Origin of the sequence: Klebsiella spallanzanii (genome assembly GCF_902158555.1) — a bacterium.
Lineage (GTDB): Bacteria > Pseudomonadota > Gammaproteobacteria > Enterobacterales > Enterobacteriaceae > Klebsiella > Klebsiella spallanzanii.
The window spans coordinates 564,770-584,815 of sequence record NZ_CABGGS010000012.1; the positions used below are offsets into that span (position 1 = coordinate 564,770).

The window sequence follows — 20,046 nt, forward strand, 5'->3', positions numbered from 1 at the left end:
TCCGGGAGGCAGCGCGCAACGTAGCTTTAGCACCTAAAACAGATTTGCCATCTACACCTTCAGCCGCGCCATAAAGTACGCATCCACATACTCGCCGTTGCGTAGGGCATATTTTCTTCCCGTTCCTTCGATTTCAAATCCGTGCTTCTGGTAAACCGCCACCGCAGGCGCGTTATCCACAAACACCGTCAACTCAATACGGTCTACGCGCAGCCAGTTATCGCACATGTCTATCATGGTTCGAATCAGCTCACTGGCGATGCCGCGATTGTGCCATCGTGAATCCACGCAGATCCCAAAATCGGCGACGTGGCTGCGGCGAGGGCGCTGGGTAACCTCAATGGCAAGATGCCCCACAACCTGGCTATCTATGCAAGCGACCAGTTGCTTAACACCAGGCCTGTCGGTTAGTCGCTCGTGCCACATATGGCTGGAAGGATGCGGGACCTGTAGCGTGTTGTGATACACCTCCGGCTGAGCATGGATCTGACGGATTGCGTCGTAATCATTGGCGTCGGCATGGCGTATCACTATGTCACTCATTCTTCATTTCCTTAGTTGGCTAAAAGTCCCTTTAAACATCACTGACTTTAAAAAATGCGTCAACGACTATTTTTTGCAAAAAAAGGTAGACAAGTGCGAATGAGAATGATTATTATTGTCCTGCATTCAGGGAGACCCTTGCGGAAAGCCTGAAAGCACGACATTGCTCACATTGCTTCCAGTATTACTTTAGCCAGCCGGGTGCTGGCTTTTTTTTGCACTTTTTTCAGCTCACTCCCGGAAGAGGGTTACTGCGCAACCTCTGTGCTCTGCATCTCATTCTTGTCTTTGATCTCTGCTGTGATATCCGCGATAAAGCCCACAACGTTGCTCTTTTCTGCTACCGGCGGCAGCACTTCCGCCTGGCCGGAAAATACGCCGCCTTTTTTGATGGCCAGCGTGCGGTAGGCCAGCGTGCCGGTGACTTTGCCATTTTTGTCGATTTCAATGGTGTCGCTGCTGCACTGGCCGATGACGCTGCCGTCGATAATCAGTTCGTGACAGAGGATATTTCCCTCGACCAGACCACCGGTCATAATCTTGATTTGGCTGTCTTTGGCGTCGATATTGCCATTTACGGTGCCATAAATATCAACATCGCCATCTGCGATGATATTTCCTTCAAAGCGAATGCCGCTGGCGATAACGGTAGCGACGGGTTTTTTTATTACGGTTTGCGGGGACGTAGCGGCAGGGGCTGGCGTACTGACTGCCGGTGGCGTAGCTTCAATGGTTTTATTCTTTTTAAACATATGGTTAACCCGATGGTGTTGAAAATGAAAAACGAAGGATGACAGGGAAAAAGAACCTGATAGCAAGGCTATATAGGTGGATTCGAAGCACCATGCCACCAGGCTAAGTAGCCAGAAGAGAAGGGCGCTATTTAAGGCGAAGTACTTGCTTTCCATGCGAAAGAGATGGCTACTCCTTAGTCATCGTGTTTTGGAAAAGACGAGGGCGATGTGGCGTCATGCCCGCAAGCGCGCTGGATAAAAAATGTTCTTTTCCCAAGAATTCCTCTTATCCAGAAATTAGCCTGTAGGGTCAATCAATTTGAGCGATAAATTTAACATTTAAGAATTTGCCACTCTGATTGAAGGGGTTAAGATCGCTGCCGGCTTGCGGTATGGTTATTAGCAGAGACCTTAACTAAGGACAACGTTATGACTTTGCACTGCGCATTTATTGGATTCGGCAAAAGCACCACCCGCTACCACCTTCCCTATGTACTGCACCGAAAAGACCGCTGGCACGTAGCGCATATCTTCCGCCGCAGCGCAAAACCGGAAGAGCAGGCGCCGCAGTATTCGCATATTCACTTCACGAGTGACCTTGACGAAGTGCTCAACGACCCACAGGTGAAGCTGGTGATTGTCTGTACCCATGCTGACAGCCACTTTGAGTATGCGAAACGGGCGCTGGAGGCGGGCAAAAACGTGCTGGTCGAAAAGCCTTTCACCCCAACTCTGGACGAGGCGAAAGCGCTATTTGCGCTGGCGAAAAGCAAAGGGCTGACGGTCACGCCTTACCAGAATCGCCGCTTTGACTCCTGTTTCCTGACCACTAAGAAGGTCATTGAGAGCGGCAAGCTCGGCGAGATCGTGGAGATTGAAAGCCATTTCGACAACTATCGCCCGGTGGACGGCGGCAAGCCTGGACTACCGCAGGACGGTGCGTTCTATGGCCTGGGCGTCCATACCATGGACCAAATTATCTCCCTGTTTGGCCGCCCGGATCATGTCTCTTACGACATTCGTAGCCTGCGTAACCAGGCCAATCCGGATGATACTTTTGAGGCCCAGCTGTTTTACGGCAATCTGAAAGCGATTGTTAAAACCAGCCATCTGGTGAAGCTGGCCTATCCAAAGTTCATTGTTCATGGCCATAAAGGCTCATTTATTAAATACGGTATCGACCAGCAGGAAACCAGCCTGAAGGCCAATATCATGCCGGGCGAGCCGGGATTTGGCGCGGACGATACTTTCGGTCTGCTGGAGTACGTCAACGAGGCGGGTGAGACCGTGCGGGAAGAGATCCCGCTTGAAACCGGCGACTATGGGCGCGTCTATGATTCCCTGTATGACACCATCGTTAGCGGCCAGCCGAATTTCGTCAAGGAATCTGAAGCTCTCACCAATATGGAGATCCTTGAACGCGGCTTTGAACAGCCATCACCCTCAACCATAACCCTCGCCAGATAAGCCTCAATGGCTCCTCTGTACTCGTTCATATTTTTTGAACAGAGGAGTCAATTTTCACCCTCTATGATCGTTTGGGGATTGGGTCCACACTTACTCCATCGAAAACATACGGGGGTGCAACATGATCTTTTTACGCAAAGCTAACGAACGCGGTCACGCTAACCACGGCTGGCTGGATTCCTGGCATACTTTCTCTTTCGCTAACTATTACGACCCGAATTTTATGGGCTTCTCGGCGCTGCGGGTTATCAATGATGACGTGATTGACGCAGGCCAGGGCTTCGGTACCCATCCGCATAAAGATATGGAAATCCTGACCTATGTGCTGGAAGGCGCGGTTGAACACCAGGACAGCATGGGTAACAAAGAGCAGGTTCCGGCGGGTGAGTTCCAGATTATGAGCGCAGGCACCGGGATCCGCCATTCTGAATACAACCCAAGCGACACGGAAAAACTGCATCTGTACCAGATCTGGATCATTCCGGAAAAAAATGGCATCACTCCGCGCTACGAGCAGCGCCGCTTTGACGCCGTGCAGGGCAAACAGCTGGTGCTGTCGCCGGACGCTCGCGAAGGTTCGCTGAAGGTGTTCCAGGATATGGAACTGTATCGCTGGGCGCTGTTGAAAGACGAGCAGTCGGTGCATCAGATTGCCGCCGAACGTCGCGTGTGGATCCAGGTCGTGAAAGGCGAAGTGACCATTAATGGTACCAAAGCCACCACCAGCGATGGTCTGGCGATTTGGGACGAGCAGGCGATTTCCGTACACGCCGATAGCGATAGTGAGATACTGCTGTTCGATCTGCCGCCAGTATGATACGCGTCATCCTTCAAGCCGCATTTTTGTTGGCTCTCCTCACTCACCCCGGGCGCGTACCCCTTGTACGCTTCCGGGGATTAAATGAGGGACATCCCTGTCCCTCACCAAAGGCAGCCTTTGGCTGTTCAAATTCGTTCCTGCGAATTTGTCGTGCGTTGCCGCCTCAATGCAACTTGAATGATTTTGCGTACCAACTCTAAATAAATCTGTCAGCCCTCTTTTCTCCGGGAAGGTTGCGCTTTGTCCGTGATAAACTGGGAAAATGTCTCCCATTTATCACAGTCAGGACGATGAAAAAGAAAAGACCCGTACTTCAGGATGTAGCCGATCTTGTCGGCGTGACCAAAATGACGGTCAGTCGCTACTTACGTAACCCGGAGCAGGTTTCCGAGGCGTTGCGTGGCAAGATAGCCGTTGCTCTCGATGAACTGGGTTATATTCCTAATCGCGCCCCTGACATCCTCTCTAATGCCACCAGCCGCGCCATTGGCGTGCTGCTGCCCTCGTTAACCAACCAGGTTTTCTCGGAAGTGCTGCGCGGTATTGAAAGCGTCACCGACTCTTTCGGTTATCAGACCATGCTGGCGCACTATGGCTATAAGCCGGAAATGGAAGAGAAACGCCTGGAATCGATGCTCTCCTGGAACATTGATGGCCTGATCCTCACCGAGCGTACCCATACGCCGCGCACGCTGAAGATGATTGAAGTAGCCGGGATCCCGGTGGTCGAACTGATGGACAGTAAATCGCCGTGTCTCGATATTGCCGTCGGCTTTGATAACTTTGAAGCGGCGCGGCAGATGACCGCGGCGATTATCAATCATGGTCATCGTCACGTAGCCTATCTTGGCGCGCGTCTTGATGAACGTACTATCATCAAGCAGAAGGGGTACGAGCAAGCGATGCTTGATGCCGGAATGACGCCCTACAGCGTGATGGTCGAACAATCTTCTTCTTATTCATCGGGGATTGAGCTGATGCGTCAGGCGCGTCGCGAATATCCGCAGCTTGACGGTATCTTCTGCACCAACGACGACCTGGCGGTCGGCGCGGCATTTGAGTGCCAGCGCCTGGGGCTGAAGATCCCTGACGATATGGCAATTGCCGGTTTTCACGGCCACGATATCGGCCAGGTGATGGAGCCGCGTCTGGCCAGCGTTCTCACCCCGCGTGAGCGGATGGGACGGATTGGCGCTGAACGTCTGCTGGCGCGTATTCGCGGTGAAGTAGTGACGCCTAAGATGTTAGATTTAGGTTTCACATTGTCACCGGGCGGATCTATTTAAACTGACAAATTTGAAGTAGATCACACATATTTACTTCTGGCACGAATGGTTATTGCTTCTCCACAACTCCGGCATGACAATGTTACCGATAACAGTTACCCGTAACAATTAACCGTATGCCAGTGTACGCACGCTGTTAAAAGCTGCCAGGCTGCGCGTATATGTCCAGTGGGAGGAAGCTTTGAGCACGACTAACCATGAGCACCACATCTATGTCCTGATGGGCGTTTCCGGCAGCGGGAAATCCGCTGTCGCCAGCGAAGTGGCGCATCAACTGCACGCCGCGTTTCTTGACGGCGACTTTCTGCATCCGCGCAGCAACATCAACAAAATGGCTTCCGGCGAACCGTTGAATGACGACGACCGCACGCCATGGCTGCAGGCGCTGAATGATGCTGCATTTGCGATGCAACGCACTAATAAAGTGTCGCTGATTGTCTGCTCTGCGTTGAAAAAGAGCTATCGCGACATCCTGCGCAAAGGTAACCCGAACCTCTCCTTTATCTACCTGAAAGGCGATTTTGAGGTTATTGAAAGCCGTCTGAAGGCGCGTAAAGGCCACTTCTTTAAAACTCAGATGTTGGTGACGCAGTTTGAAACGCTGCAAGAACCGGGCGTGGATGAAAGCGATGTGTTAATCGTCGATATCGACCAGTCATTGGAAGGCGTGGTCGCCAGCACCATTGAGGTGATCAACAAAGGCAGTAACTAGTGAGTACATTAACGCTTGTTTTAACAGCAGTCGGCTCCGTTTTGCTGCTGCTGTTTTTAGTCATGAAGGCGCGTATGCACGCCTTCGTGGCTTTGATGGTGGTTTCTATTGGAGCAGGTCTTTTTTCCGGAATGCCGTTAGATAAAATCGCGGCGACGATGGAAAAAGGGATGGGCGGCACGCTAGGCTTTCTGGCCATCGTCGTCGCGCTGGGGGCAATGTTTGGTAAGATCCTGCATGAAACCGGCGCGGTCGACCAGATTGCCGTCAAGATGCTGAAATCTTTCGGCCATAACCGCGCCCACTATGCGATAGGCCTGGCCGGGCTTATCTGCGCGCTACCGCTATTTTTTGAAGTCGCGATCGTGCTGCTGATTAGCGTGGCCTTCTCGATGGCGCGCCATACCGGCACCAACCTTGTGAAGCTGGTGATCCCGCTGTTTGCTGGGGTAGCCGCCGCGGCTGCGTTCCTGCTGCCGGGGCCTGCGCCGATGCTGCTGGCATCGCAGATGAACGCTGACTTTGGCTGGATGATCTTGATTGGCCTGTGCGCCGCGATCCCGGGGATGATTATTGCCGGGCCGCTGTGGGGCAACTTTATCAGCCGCTACGTTGAACTGCATATCCCTGACGATATTAGCGAACCGCATCTTGGCGAAGGCAAAATGCCGTCATTCGGCTTCAGCCTGTCGCTGATTCTGCTGCCATTAGTGCTGGTTGGTCTGAAAACTATCGCCGCTCGCTTTGTGCCGGAAGGTTCCACGGCCTACGAATGGTTCGAGTTTATCGGCCATCCATTTACCGCGATCCTGGTGGCTTGTCTGGTCGCTATCTATGGCCTGGCGGTGCGTCAGGGAATGGCGAAAGACCGCGTAATGGAAATTTGTGGTCATGCGCTTCAGCCTGCGGGGATTATCCTGTTGGTCATCGGCGCAGGCGGCGTGTTCAAACAGGTGCTGGTGGATTCCGGCGTGGGCCCGGCGCTCGGTGAAGCGCTCACCGGTATGGGGCTGCCGATTGCGATCACCTGTTTCGTGCTGGCGGCGGCGGTGCGTATTATTCAGGGCTCCGCGACCGTCGCCTGCCTGACGGCCGTTGGCCTGGTGATGCCGGTTATTGAACAGCTGCACTACAGCGGCGCGCAGATGGCGGCGCTCTCTATCTGTATCGCCGGGGGGTCCATCGTGGTCAGCCATGTCAACGACGCGGGCTTCTGGCTGTTCGGGAAGTTTACTGGCGCAACCGAAGCGCAAACGCTGAAGACCTGGACGATGATGGAGACCATCCTCGGCACCGTTGGTGCAATCGTCGGTATGATTGCGTTTACATTGTTGAGCTAAACACCGACGTTATAACCCGGCAGAGCGAGGCGATGCCGGGTTGATTTTCCCCCTCTACTGTTATCCAACACATCTTTGCTTTGAATCACCCCAAATCCCCCTGATATGAGAAATACGACGAACGTCACACAGTTCATAAACCCACGCCACGCCTGGGTTTGTCGGGTTTTGTCAGGAAGATTAAAACTGCTGAATTTCCGCCAGGATCCATAATTCTGATCAATAAAATAGCGTCGGAAAATATTCCCTTCACAATATAAATTCCCTGATAATCATTAGGGTATTCCGGGGTGCCAATGACGGCTGCCGCGATGCAGAATTAGTTGTGTTACTGATTGCCTGGCAATCATTGATTAATTTCACTTGCGACTTTAGCTGCATTTTGTAATGTGAAGGACTAACCAGTAGGAAACTGGCCTGGAACAAACAGCAAACACCTCGCAGGAATACGTTATGAAAAATGTTGGTTTTATCGGCTGGCGCGGAATGGTCGGCTCTGTACTCATGCAACGCATGGTTGAAGAGCGCGATTTTGACGCCATTCGCCCTGTTTTTTTCTCCACCTCCCAGCTGGGGCAGCCTGCTCCATCTTTTGGTGGCAGTACCGGTGGCACGCTTCAGGATGCATTTGATCTGGAAGCACTGAAGGCGCTGGACATTATTGTCACGTGTCAGGGCGGCGATTACACCAACGATATTTACCCGAAGCTGCGCGAAAGCGGCTGGCAGGGTTACTGGATTGACGCGGCCTCTTCGCTGCGCATGAAAGATGATGCCATTATCATTCTTGACCCGGTGAATCAGGATGTGATCACCGCCGGTCTGAACAATGGCGTCAAAACCTTTGTCGGCGGCAACTGTACCGTCAGCCTGATGCTGATGTCTCTCGGCGGCCTGTTTGCTCAGGATCTGGTCGAGTGGGTCAGCGTGGCGACCTATCAGGCGGCTTCTGGCGGCGGTGCGCGCCATATGCGCGAGCTGCTGACCCAGATGGGCCAGCTGCACAGCCATGTTGCGGCTGAGCTGGCGGATCCGGCTTCTGCGATCCTGGAGATTGAACGTAAAGTGACGTCGTTGACCCGCAGCGGCGAGCTGGCGGTAGATAACTTTGGCGTTCCTCTGGCGGGCAGCCTGATCCCATGGATCGACAAACAGCTGGATAACGGCCAGAGCCGTGAAGAGTGGAAAGGCCAGGCGGAGACCAACAAAATCCTCGCGACGGCTTCACCCATTCCGGTAGACGGCCTGTGCGTTCGCGTTGGCGCGCTGCGTTGCCACAGCCAGGCGTTCACCATCAAGCTGAAAAAAGATGTTTCGATTCCGACCGTCGAGGAGCTTCTGGCTGCGCACAACCCGTGGGCCAAAGTGGTACCGAACGATCGTGATATCACCATGCGCGAGCTGACCCCGGCTGCCGTGACTGGCACCCTGACCACCCCGGTGGGTCGCCTGCGTAAACTGAATATGGGGCCGGAGTATCTGTCGGCCTTCACCGTTGGCGACCAGCTGTTGTGGGGAGCCGCCGAGCCGCTCCGCCGCATGCTAAGACAGCTGGCGTAGAGGTCACAAGATGAGAAAAGGGGTGTTGAAACACCCCTTTTTTTTGCGTAATACAAGGAGTAACGCGAATGTTTTATTTTTCCCAACGGAGGTAACTCAGCCTTGGCTATGCTTTAAGTAAGGAGTCATGACGTCTCCTTACCTGAAGGTGGGACGGAGCAGGGGGAATGCACAACGTGCTGCGCCGTTCAGGTCAAAAAAAGTCGCCGGATGCAGGAAAAGGCGACACCTACAACAGGATGAAACCATGTCTGATCGTATTGATAAGGACGTGATTAATGCGCTTATTGCCGGCCATTTTGCGGATCCTTTTTCCGTGCTTGGCATGCATTACACCGACGCCGGGCTGGAAGTTCGTGCATTATTACCTGATGCCACCGATGTGTGGGTCATTGAACCAAAAACCGGGCGCAAAGTCGGCAAGCTAGAATGCCTCGACTCGCGCGGTTTCTTTAGCGGCGTTCTGCCGCGTCGTAAAAATCCTTTTCGCTATCAACTGGCCGTCACCTGGCACGGACAGCAGAATCTGATTGATGACCCGTACCGCTTTGGTCCGCTGCTGCAGGATCTCGATGTCTGGTTGCTGTCGGAAGGCACGCATCTACGCCCCTATGAAACACTGGGCGCGCATGCCGATACGATGGACGGCGTTGTTGGTACGCGTTTCTCGGTCTGGGCGCCTAACGCCCGCCGGGTGTCGGTCGTCGGCCAGTTTAACTACTGGGACGGCCGTCGCCACCCGATGCGCCTGCGTAAAGAGTCCGGTATCTGGGAGCTGTTTGTTCCCGGTGCGCTTAACGGCCAGCTGTACAAATTCGAGCTTATTGATGCCCACGGCAATCTGCGGGTGAAGTCCGACCCTTACGCCTTCGAAGCGCAAATGCGCCCTGAAAGCGCCTCGCTTATCTGCGGGCTGCCGGAAAAGATCGAGCAGCCAGCAGCGCGTAAGCAGGCTAACCAGTTTGATGCGCCGATATCGATTTATGAAGTGCATCTCGGCTCCTGGCGTCGCCATACCGATAACAATTTCTGGCTTAGCTACCGCGAGCTGGCCGACCAACTGGTGCCCTATGCCAAATGGATGGGCTTTACTCATCTGGAGCTGCTGCCGGTTAACGAACATCCGTTTGACGGCAGCTGGGGCTATCAGCCAACCGGGCTGTATGCGCCGACCCGTCGCTTTGGGACCCGGGAAGATTTTCGCTATTTTATCAATGCCGCCCATGCTGCGGGTCTCAACGTGATCCTCGATTGGGTACCGGGCCATTTCCCGGCGGATGATTTTGCTCTCGCTTCGTTTGACGGTACTTCGTTGTATGAGCATAGCGACCCGCGCGAAGGCTACCATCAGGACTGGAACACCCTGATTTACAACTACGGTCGCCGCGAGGTCAGCAACTTCCTGGTTGGCAATGCGCTGTACTGGATTGAACGCTTTGGCATTGACGCGCTACGGGTTGATGCGGTGGCATCAATGATTTATCGCGACTACAGTCGCAAAGAAGGCGAGTGGGTACCGAACGAATTCGGCGGTCGGGAAAACCTGGAAGCGATTGAGTTCCTGCGTAATACCAACCGCGTGCTGGGCGAGCAGACCCCGGGCGCGGTGACGATGGCGGAAGAGTCGACCGACTTTCCCGGCGTTTCTCGTCCTTCCTCCACCGGCGGGTTGGGTTTCTGGTTCAAATGGAACCTCGGCTGGATGCACGACACCCTCGACTATATGAAGCTGGACCCGGTGCATCGCCGCCATCATCACGACAAGATGACCTTCGGTATGCTCTACAACTACACCGAAAACTTTGTCCTGCCGCTCTCCCACGACGAAGTGGTGCACGGCAAAAAATCCATTCTCGACCGCATGCCTGGTGACGCCTGGCAGAAGTTCGCTAACCTGCGTGCCTACTACGGCTGGCTGTTTGCCTTCCCGGGTAAAAAGCTGCTGTTTATGGGCAATGAGTTTGCACAAGGACGCGAGTGGAATCACGACGGCAGCCTCGACTGGCATCTGCTGGAAGGCGGTGACAACTGGCACCACGGCGTTCAGCGGCTGGTGCGCGATCTCAACCATACCTATCGTCACCATAAAGCGCTGCATGAGCTGGATTTTGACCCTTACGGCTTTGAATGGCTGGTGGTCGACGATCATGAGCGTTCGGTGTTTATCTTTGTTCGTCGCGACAGGGAGGGCAATGAAATTATTGTGGCCAGCAATTTCACCCCGGTACCGCGCCATGACTATCGTTTCGGCATCAACCAGCCTGGCCGCTGGCGTGAAGAGCTGAACACCGACTCAATGCACTATCACGGCAGCAATACCGGCAATGGCGGCATCGTTGAAAGCGATGCCATTGCCAGCCATGGTCGCGAGCACTCCCTCTCCATTACGCTGCCGCCGCTGGCGACGGTCTGGCTGGTGCGGGAGGCGCAATGATTGCACTCACGGCAGGAAAGCCTGCCCCTCTTGGGGCCAGCTACGACGGTAAGGGAGTGAATTTTGCCCTCTTTTCCGCCCATGCGGAGCGGGTGGAACTCTGTGTGTTTGACGATCAAGGCAATGAACGGCGTGTTGATCTGCCGGTGCGCAGCGGCGATATCTGGCACGGTTGGCTCGCTGATGCCGGACCGGGGCTGCGCTACGGCTACCGCGTCCACGGTCCCTGGGACCCGGCGCGGGGGCACCGTTTCAACCCGGCGAAGCTGCTACTCGACCCTTGCTGCCATCAGGTAGACGGTGTGCTGCCTGACGATGAGCGTCTTCACGGCGGTGACAGCGTTCCTGATAACCGCGATAGCGCGGCGATAGCGCCGAAATCGCGGGTTATCGACCTGCATTACGACTGGCGCGATGATAAGCTGCCGCGCACGTCGTGGGGTCAGACGGTGATTTATGAAGCCCACGTCAAAGGGCTGACGTACCTGCATCCTGAACTACCCGAGGCGATTCGCGGTACCTACAAAGCGCTGGGGCATCCGGTGATGATCGACTATTTCCGCATGCTTGGCATTACTGCACTAGAGTTAATGCCGGTGGCGCAGTTCGCCAGCGAACCGCGCCTTCAGCGGATGGGTTTAAGCAACTATTGGGGCTACAACCCGCTGGCGATTTTCGCTCTCGATACGCGCTACGCCAGCGCGCCTGAGCAAGCGCTAAATGAGTTTCGCGATGCGGTAAAAGCGCTGCATGCGGCGGGCATTGAAGTGATTCTCGACGTGGTGCTGAACCATAGCGCTGAGATAGACCTTGAGGGGCCGACCTTCTCCCTGCGCGGAATTGATAACCGTAGCTATTATTGGATCAGAGAAGACGGCGATTATCACAACTGGACCGGCTGCGGGAACACCATCAACCTCAGCCATCCGGGCGTGGTGGAGTATGCCCGTCAGTGCCTGCGTTTTTGGGTGGATGAGTGTCACGTTGATGGTTTTCGTTTTGACCTGGCGTCAGTTATGGGCCGCACACCGGAGTTTCGTCAGGATGCGCCGTTGTTTGAGGCTATCCGTAACGACCCGCGTCTGGCGGAAGTGAAGCTGATTGCTGAACCCTGGGATATTGGCCCCGGCGGCTACCAGGTTGGTAATTTTCCACCGTTTTTTGCCGAATGGAACGACCATTTCCGCGATACCGCGCGTCGTTTCTGGTTGCAGCAAAATGTCTCGCTGGGTGACTTCGCTCAGCGTTTTGCCGCCTCCAGCGACGTTTTTCAGCGTAACGGAAGAGCGCCCGCGGCGGCGGTTAATCTGCTTACCGCGCACGATGGTTTTACCCTTCGCGACTGCGTTTGTTTCAATCAGAAACATAATGAGGCAAACGGGGAAGAGAATCGCGATGGGACTAACAATAACTACAGTAACAATCATGGTATAGAAGGATTAGAAGGGAGTCTTGCCGTGATTGAACGGCGCCGAGCCAGCGTTCATGCCCTCCTGGCAACGCTACTGCTGGCGCAGGGAACGCCGATGCTGCTGGCGGGTGACGAACACGGTCACAGCCAGCATGGCAACAACAATGCTTACTGTCAGGACAATGCGTTGACCTGGCTGGACTGGAACCATACTAACCGCGGGCTGACCGCGTTCACCGCCGCGTTGATTCATCTGCGCCAGCATATTCCGGCATTAACCGAGAATCGCTGGTGGCAGGAGGGAGACGGCAGCGTCCGCTGGTTAAACCAGCATGCGCAGCCGCTGTCCGCTGATGAATGGCAGCACGGTGTACCGCGTATGCAGATCGTTTTATCCGATCGCTGGTTGCTAACGCTCAATGCCGCCGCCGAGGTGGCAGAGATGGTTTTACCCGCGGGGGAATGGCGCGCCATTCCACCTTTCGCCGGAGAGGATAATCCGGTCACTATGGCTGTCTGGCATGGGCCCGCGCACGGAGTGTGCGTATTTCAAAGGTCGTAACCTCGGGGCTTCCGGTTGGTCTCGAAGCGGCGGCGCGGCGAGAAGGGCAGGCAAGCTGGGGAGTAAAAAAGGAGTTAAATATGGTTGGGGTAGAAAAGAACGATCCGTTGATGCTGGCACGTCAGTTGCCAATCAAATCCGTTGCGCTAATCCTTGCCGGGGGACGTGGTACCCGTCTGAAGGATTTAACCAATAAACGCGCGAAACCTGCCGTCCATTTCGGTGGCAAGTTCCGCATTATCGATTTTGCGTTATCTAACTGTATTAACTCAGGTATTCGCCGCATCGGCGTCATCACTCAGTATCAATCGCATACGTTGGTACAGCATATCCAGCGCGGTTGGTCGTTCTTCAATGAAGAGATGAACGAGTTTGTCGACTTACTGCCTGCCCAGCAAAGGATGCAGGGGGAAAACTGGTACCGCGGCACGGCGGATGCGGTGACGCAGAACCTCGACATTATTCGCCGCTATAAGGCGGAGTATGTGGTGATCCTCGCGGGCGACCATATTTACAAGCAAGACTATTCGCGCATGCTTATCGACCATGTCGAAAAAGGGGCGCGTTGCACCGTGGCCTGTATGCCGGTGCCTATTGAAGAAGCACCGGCGTTCGGGGTGATGGCGGTGGACGAGAGCGATAAGATTATCGATTTCGTCGAAAAACCGGCTAACCCTCCGGCGATGCCGGGTGATGCAAGCAAATCGCTGGCGAGTATGGGTATCTATGTCTTTGATGCGGATTACCTTTATGAACTTCTGGAAGAAGATGACGGCGATGAAAGCTCCAGCCACGATTTTGGTAAAGATATCATTCCGAAAATCACCAAAGCTGGCATGGCTTATGCACATCCTTTCCCGCTCTCCTGCGTACAGTCCGATCCGCAGTCTGAGCCTTACTGGCGCGATGTCGGGACCCTGGAAGCGTACTGGAAAGCCAACCTCGATCTGGCTTCAGTGACGCCGGAACTGGACATGTACGATCAGAACTGGCCGATTCGTACCCATATGGAGCCTTTGCCACCGGCTAAATTCGTTCAGGACCGTTCGGGTAGTCACGGAATGACCCTGAACTCGCTGGTCTCCGGCGGCTGTATTATTTCCGGTTCTGTGGTTGTGCAGTCGGTGCTGTTCCCGCGCGTGCGGGTGAATTCATTCTGTAACATTGATTCGGCAGTCTTGTTGCCAGAGGTTTGGGTTGGCCGTTCGTGCCGCCTGCGTCGCTGCATTATTGACCGCGCCTGCGTGATCCCGGAAGGTATGGTTGTTGGTGAGAACGCGGAAGAGGATGCACGCCGTTTCTACCGCTCGGAGGAAGGTATCGTGTTGGTCACCCGCGACATGCTGCGGAAATTGGGGTACCCACAGGAGCGCTAATGCAGGTATTACATGTATGTTCAGAGATGTTCCCGCTGTTAAAAACCGGTGGGCTGGCGGATGTGATCGGCGCGCTGCCTGCGGCGCAAATTGCGGGCGGCGTTGACACGCGCGTGCTGCTGCCCGCGTTTCCTGATATTCGCCGCGGCATCACCGACGCACAAGTGGTGACGCGTCGGGAGACCTTTGCCGGGCGCATCACGCTGCTGTTCGGCCACTTTAACGGCGTGGGCATCTATTTGATTGATGCCCCACATCTCTACGATCGTCCAGGGAGCCCTTACCACGATACCAACCAGCACGCCTACACCGATAACGTGCTGCGTTTTGCGCTGCTTGGCTGGGTGGGTAGCGAGATGGCCTGCGGGCTGGACCCATTCTGGCGTCCTGATGTGGTTCATGCCCACGACTGGCATGCGGGGCTGACGCCTGCCTACCTGGCGGCGCGCGGCCATCCGGCTAAGTCGGTCTTTACGGTGCATAACCTGGCCTACCAGGGCATGTTCTACTCGTGGCATATGAATGATATTGAGCTGCCGTGGTCGTTCTATAACGTTCATGGTCTGGAATTTAACGGCCAGATTTCCTTCCTGAAGGCCGGTCTCTATTACGCCGATCATATTACGGCGGTGAGCCCGACCTATGCTCGTGAAATCACCGAGCCGCAGTTCGCTTACGGGATGGAAGGATTGCTGCGCCAGCGTCAGCATGAGGGCCGTCTTTCAGGGATCCTCAACGGGGTAGATGACCATATCTGGAACCCGGAAAGCGACCTGCTGCTGGCGACGCGCTATGACCGCGATCGGCTGGAAGAAAAAGCCGAGAACAAACGTCAGTTGCAAATTGCCATGGGACTAAAGGTGGATGATAAAGCGCCGCTGTTTGCCGTGGTCAGCCGCCTGACCAGCCAGAAAGGGCTGGACCTGGTGCTTGAAGCGCTGCCGGGCCTGCTTGAGCAGGGGGGCCAGCTGGCGCTGCTGGGGGCGGGCGATCCGGTGCTGCAGGAGGGATTCCTGGCCGCCGCCGCCGAACACCCCGGTAAAGTCGGCGTACAGATTGGCTATCATGAAGCCTTCTCGCACCGCATTATGGGCGGTGCTGATGTGATTCTGGTACCCAGCCGCTTTGAGCCATGCGGCTTAACTCAGCTGTATGGCCTGAAGTACGGCACGCTACCGCTGGTGCGGCGCACCGGCGGCCTGGCGGATACCGTTTCCGACTGTTCGCTGGAGAACCTCGCCGACGGTCTGGCAACCGGATTTGTTTTTGAGGACAGCAACGCCTTGTCGCTGCTGCGGGCTATTCGACGCACATTTGTCCTGTGGTCGCGTCCGTCGCTCTGGCGTTACGTTCAGCGTCAGGCGATGAATATGGATTTTAGCTGGCAGGTTGCCGCAAATTCTTACCGCGAACTTTATCAACGCTTGCTGTAACCAGGAGCCAAAGCTATGAATGTACCTTTTAGCTACTCATCACCCACGCTGAGCGTTGAGGCGTTAAAGCACTCTATTGCTTATAAGCTGATGTTTATCATCGGCAAAGACCCGGCTATCGCTAACAAGCATGAATGGCTCAACGCCACGCTATTCGCCGTTCGCGATCGCATGGTGGAGCGCTGGCTACGCTCAAACCGCGCGCAGCTTTCACAGGAAGTCCGCCAGGTTTACTACCTGTCGATGGAGTTTCTGATTGGTCGTACCTTATCCAATGCGCTGTTATCGCTCGGTATCTATGACGATGTGAACAGCGCGCTGGAAGAGATGGGGCTGAATCTCGAAGAGCTGATCGATGAAGAGAACGACCCCGGTTTAGGTAACGGCGGTCTTGGCCGTCTGGCGGCCTGTTTCCTCGATTCGCTTGCGGCGCTGGGCTTGCCGGGCCGTGGCTACGGTATTCGCTACGACTACGGTATGTTTAAGCAGAATATCGTCGATGGGCGGCAGAAAGAGTCGCCGGATTACTGGCTGGAGTACGGTAACCCGTGGGAATTTGAGCGCCACAATACCCGCTACAAAGTACGCTTCGGCGGACGTATTCAGCAGGAAGGTAAAAATTCCCGCTGGGTAGAAACTGAAGAGATCCTCGCCGAGGCCTATGACCAGATTATCCCTGGTTTTGATACCGATGCGACGAACACTCTGCGCCTGTGGAGCGCCCAGGCCAGCAGCGAAATCAACCTCGGTAAATTCAACCAGGGCGACTACTTCGCGGCAGTGGAAGACAAAAATCACTCTGAAAACGTCTCCCGGGTGCTCTATCCGGATGACTCTACCTATTCCGGGCGCGAGCTGCGCCTGCGTCAGGAATATTTCCTTGTTTCGGCGACGGTGCAGGATATTCTCAGCCGCCACTACCAGCTGCATAAAACCTATGCCAATCTGGCGGATAAAATCGCGATTCACCTCAACGACACCCATCCGGTGCTGTCGATTCCGGAGCTGATGCGCCTGCTGATTGACGAGCATAAGTTCAGTTGGGATGAGGCGTTTGAGGTGACCTGTCAGGTCTTCTCTTATACCAACCATACCCTGATGAGCGAAGCGCTGGAGACCTGGCCTGTCGATATGCTGGGCAAAATCCTGCCGCGACATTTACAGATAATCTTCGAGATTAACGACTACTTCCTGAAAACCCTGCAGGAGCAGTATCCCAACGATACCGCAATGCTGGGCCGCACGTCGATTATCGACGAGTCTAACGGTCGTCGCGTACGCATGGCCTGGCTGGCGGTGGTGGTTAGCCACAAGGTTAACGGCGTATCCGAGCTGCATTCCCGGCTGATGGTGGAGTCGTTGTTTGCTGAATTTGCGAAAATCTTCCCGATGCGCTTTACCAACGTAACCAACGGCGTGACGCCGCGCCGCTGGCTGGCGGTGGCTAACCCGCCGCTGTCGAAAGTGCTTGATGAGAATATCGGTCGCACCTGGCGCACGGATTTGAGCCAGTTGAAGGAGCTGGAGCAGCATATTGATTATCCAACGGTAAACCGGGCGGTTCGCCAGGCCAAGCTGGAAAACAAGCAGCGGCTGGCGAACTATATCGGCCAGCAGCTTAACGTGGTGGTGAACCCGAAGGCGCTGTTTGACGTGCAGATCAAGCGTATTCACGAGTACAAGCGCCAGCTAATGAACGTGCTGCATGTGATAACTCGCTACAACCGCATTAAGGCCGACCCCAGCGCTGAGTGGGTACCGCGAGTCAATATCTTTGCCGGGAAGGCGGCTTCGGCCTACTACATGGCTAAGCATATTATCCATTTGATTAACGATGTCGCGGCGATAGTGAATAACGATCCGCAGATCGGCGATAAGCTGAAAGTGGTGTTTATTCCAAACTACAGCGTGAGTCTGGCGCAGCTGATCATCCCGGCGGCAGATCTCTCTGAGCAGATCTCGCTGGCGGGAACAGAAGCGTCCGGGACCAGCAACATGAAGTTCGCGCTCAATGGTGCGTTAACCATCGGTACGCTGGATGGCGCTAACGTTGAGATGCAGGAGCACGTCGGCGAAGACAATATCTTTATCTTCGGTAATACCGCAGAAGAGGTTGAAGCCCTACGGGCCAGCGGCTACAAACCGCGTGATTACTATGAGAAGGATGAAGAGCTGCACCAGGCGCTGACGCAAATTGGTACCGGCCTGTTCAGCCCGTCGGAGCCGGGACGCTACCGGGATCTGCTGGATTCGCTGATTAACTTCGGCGACCACTATCAGGTTCTGGCGGATTACCGTAGCTACGTGGATTGTCAGGACAAGGTGGATGAGCTGTATCGTCATCCGGAAGAGTGGGCCAATAAAGCGATGCTGAATATCGCCAATATGGGCTACTTCTCTTCCGATCGTACGATCAAAGAGTACGCCGACCATATCTGGCATATCGATCCGGTCAGGTTGTAGCGGTTTAACGCTTGAGAACGGGGCCAAACGGCCCCGTTTTTTATCGTGGTATATCCGTGGGTATGCCGATATTCGTCTGATGAATCTATTAGCGGCATTTGGTCTCTGTTATGGAAAAAGGGTTGAGTACTGGTGTATAGTATTAGCAGAAAAATTCATAATTAATTGATAATAATATGAAAAAGATTACGACATCTATTCCGGCCCTCGATAAAATCATGCGCGTATTTGCTTACCTTCTGGAGTGCGATGGCGCAACGTTTACCCAGATCCATCAAAATTCAGGGATTGCGAAAAGCAGTACCTCATCTTTGCTCAACGGCATGGTGGAGCATGGGTTATTACGCCAGGAAAAAGACAAGTATTATCTGGGGCTACGCCTGTATGAATTAGGTAATAAAGCGGCGGAACAGTACGATATTAAAAAAATCGCGTTACCGATTCTTGAAGAGATTCGCGATAACACCGGCCTGACCTGCCATCTTGGCGTTCTGGAAGGCGATGCCCCTATTTACCTTCTGAAAGTCGAAAGCCCACAGGCTATTGTGATTCGAAGCTGGGAGGGCAAGCGCCTCTCATTACATAGCTCAGGGCTGGGGAAGGTGCTGATTGCATGGCTTAGCGGGGAAGAGCTGGAGGAATTGCTGCCTCCAGATCAGATATTAACGCGTTTTACGGATACGACGATCACGGATGTGAATATCCTTAAGCAGGAGTTAGCAGGAATTCGCCGTCGCGGCTGGGGTTATGATAACGAAGAAGACTCCCTTGGCGTGCGCTGCATTGCGGTGCCGGTATTCAATACGCAGGGGAAAGTGATCGCCGCCCTGAGCGTATCCGGCGTTGCGTTCCAGATCCCCGATGATAAACGCGAGTCGCTTGCTACGCTGATGATGGATGCCAGCCGTAGCCTGACGCGCCTGATGTGCTGAAATAAAAAGACATAGCGGGCAAGAAGCCCGCTTTCGTCATCGCTTAAAGTCCCGCACGCTGTAAGACCTGCTTCAAATTCGAAATATGTTCTTCATTTGCCGGCAAAACGGGGGGCATTACGTGAGTTGAAATATCGACTCCGCTAAGCTGAATTGCCTTTTTGATTATCCCGAAGAAAGGCGAATCCAGGCTGTAAATAGTGGAAAGCGCGGACAGCCTGCGCTGTAATCCGAACATTGTCTCATACTCTTTTTCACACCACGCGCGGTAGATCCCGCAGGTTAGCTGCGGCGCAAAGTTCGCTGTCGCTGGGATCCCGCCGTTGCCGCCTAAGATAAGCGTATCCATCATATATTCATCATAGCCGGAGAAAATAACGAAGTCCGGACGCACTGGCCTGACATTATTGATGATTTCACGAATATGGCTGATATTATCAACGGTATCCTTAATGCCGATAATATTGGGGTGATCCTGCGCCAGCCGGGTAATTAAATCAACGCTAAGGTCCTGTCCCGTCAATGCCGGGAAGTTGTAGAGAATGACCGGGCTTTTTATGTTATTAGCCACGGTTTTGAAATGATGATAAATATACTCATCGGTCAATCTGGCATAGTAGGGATTGAGTACCAGCACGGCATCGACTTCGAGTCGGTCGGCATGCTGGCCATACTCAATCACTTCCTGCGTACTGGTGCTGCTAATACCTAATAGTACTGGAATGCGGCGGTTAATATGACGGACGCAAAACTCTGCGGTTTCCAGACGCAGTGCATTGGTCATATGGCAAAATTCCCCCCCGCTGCCCAGCAGTAATACGCCATTGACCTTGCTTGCAATAAGATGATCCAGCAAGGTCGCCATGCCGACTTTATCCAACTCTCCCTGCGCATTAACAATGGTCGGGACTGGTGGAAATACGCCGTGAAATTTCGTAATCTGAGTCATGTATTGATCCTTAAAACAGGCGAG

At 54.2% G+C, this 20,046-nt stretch carries 15 protein-coding genes; 12 read left to right on the forward strand and 3 right to left on the reverse strand.

All coding sequences use genetic code 11. The features are described 5' to 3' along the window. Positions 1-51 precede the first annotated feature (51 nt). Positions 52-543, reverse strand: coding sequence for an N-acetyltransferase (gene yhhY / locus FN082_RS13815; RefSeq protein WP_139539025.1), 492 nt, complete (start codon positions 541-543; stop codon positions 52-54). Positions 544-791: 248 nt separating this feature from the next. Continuing rightward, positions 792-1,451, reverse strand: a complete 660-nt coding sequence (locus FN082_RS13820) for a bactofilin family protein (protein ID WP_139539024.1) — start codon at positions 1,449-1,451, stop codon at positions 792-794. A gap of 255 nt (positions 1,452-1,706) precedes the next feature. Between FN082_RS13820 and FN082_RS13825 the strand changes: the two genes are divergently transcribed. The 12 genes from FN082_RS13825 to FN082_RS13880 all read left to right on the forward strand — a co-directional run bounded on the left by FN082_RS13825 (position 1,707) and on the right by FN082_RS13880 (position 19,073). Further along, a complete protein-coding gene (locus FN082_RS13825) occupies positions 1,707-2,744 on the forward strand; it encodes an oxidoreductase (protein ID WP_142463673.1) in 1,038 nt (345 codons plus the stop codon). 121 nt (positions 2,745-2,865) lie between these two features. Next, positions 2,866-3,561 carry a pirin family protein gene (locus tag FN082_RS13830; protein WP_139539022.1) on the forward strand — a complete coding sequence of 232 codons (696 nt, stop codon included), beginning with the start codon at positions 2,866-2,868 and terminating at the stop codon, positions 3,559-3,561. A 293-nt stretch (positions 3,562-3,854) separates the two neighbouring features. Then, positions 3,855-4,850 (forward strand): gluconate operon transcriptional repressor GntR, encoded by a 996-nt coding sequence (gene gntR, locus FN082_RS13835; RefSeq protein WP_139539021.1) that lies wholly within the window; start codon positions 3,855-3,857, stop codon positions 4,848-4,850. A 181-nt stretch (positions 4,851-5,031) separates the two neighbouring features. Beyond that, positions 5,032-5,562 (forward strand): gluconokinase, encoded by a 531-nt coding sequence (gntK, locus tag FN082_RS13840; protein WP_139539020.1) that lies wholly within the window; start codon positions 5,032-5,034, stop codon positions 5,560-5,562. Beyond that, positions 5,562-6,902 carry a gluconate transporter gene (gntU, locus tag FN082_RS13845; protein WP_142981798.1) on the forward strand — a complete coding sequence of 447 codons (1,341 nt, stop codon included), beginning with the start codon at positions 5,562-5,564 and terminating at the stop codon, positions 6,900-6,902. The genes gntK and gntU overlap by 1 nt, the downstream gene beginning before the upstream one ends. Positions 6,903-7,355: 453 nt before the next feature. After that, positions 7,356-8,462 carry an aspartate-semialdehyde dehydrogenase gene (gene asd, locus FN082_RS13850; RefSeq protein ID WP_004106493.1) on the forward strand — a complete coding sequence of 369 codons (1,107 nt, stop codon included), beginning with the start codon at positions 7,356-7,358 and terminating at the stop codon, positions 8,460-8,462. Between the two features lie 247 nt (positions 8,463-8,709). After that, a complete protein-coding gene (glgB, locus tag FN082_RS13855; RefSeq protein WP_139539019.1) occupies positions 8,710-10,896 on the forward strand; it encodes a 1,4-alpha-glucan branching enzyme in 2,187 nt (728 codons plus the stop codon). Beyond that, entirely contained in the window at positions 10,893-12,869 is a 1,977-nt protein-coding gene (glgX, locus tag FN082_RS13860; protein WP_142981799.1) for a glycogen debranching protein GlgX, read from the forward strand. Before glgB ends, glgX begins: the two co-directional genes overlap by 4 nt. An 80-nt stretch (positions 12,870-12,949) precedes the next feature. After that, positions 12,950-14,245 carry a glucose-1-phosphate adenylyltransferase gene (gene glgC / locus FN082_RS13865; protein WP_139539017.1) on the forward strand — a complete coding sequence of 432 codons (1,296 nt, stop codon included), beginning with the start codon at positions 12,950-12,952 and terminating at the stop codon, positions 14,243-14,245. Further along, positions 14,245-15,678, forward strand: a complete 1,434-nt coding sequence (glgA, locus tag FN082_RS13870) for a glycogen synthase GlgA (RefSeq protein ID WP_139539016.1) — start codon at positions 14,245-14,247, stop codon at positions 15,676-15,678. Before glgC ends, glgA begins: the two co-directional genes overlap by 1 nt. Positions 15,679-15,693: 15 nt before the next feature. Then, positions 15,694-18,141 carry a glycogen phosphorylase gene (glgP, locus tag FN082_RS13875; protein WP_139539015.1) on the forward strand — a complete coding sequence of 816 codons (2,448 nt, stop codon included), beginning with the start codon at positions 15,694-15,696 and terminating at the stop codon, positions 18,139-18,141. 176 nt (positions 18,142-18,317) lie between these two features. Beyond that, on the forward strand, positions 18,318-19,073 hold the full coding sequence (locus FN082_RS13880) for an IclR family transcriptional regulator (protein WP_080230104.1): 756 nt from the start codon (positions 18,318-18,320) through the stop codon (positions 19,071-19,073). A 43-nt stretch (positions 19,074-19,116) separates the two neighbouring features. On the opposite strand, the gene FN082_RS13885 is transcribed toward FN082_RS13880, so the two are convergent. Further along, positions 19,117-20,022 carry a dihydrodipicolinate synthase family protein gene (locus FN082_RS13885; protein WP_000192194.1) on the reverse strand — a complete coding sequence of 302 codons (906 nt, stop codon included), beginning with the start codon at positions 20,020-20,022 and terminating at the stop codon, positions 19,117-19,119. Positions 20,023-20,046 lie beyond the last annotated feature (24 nt).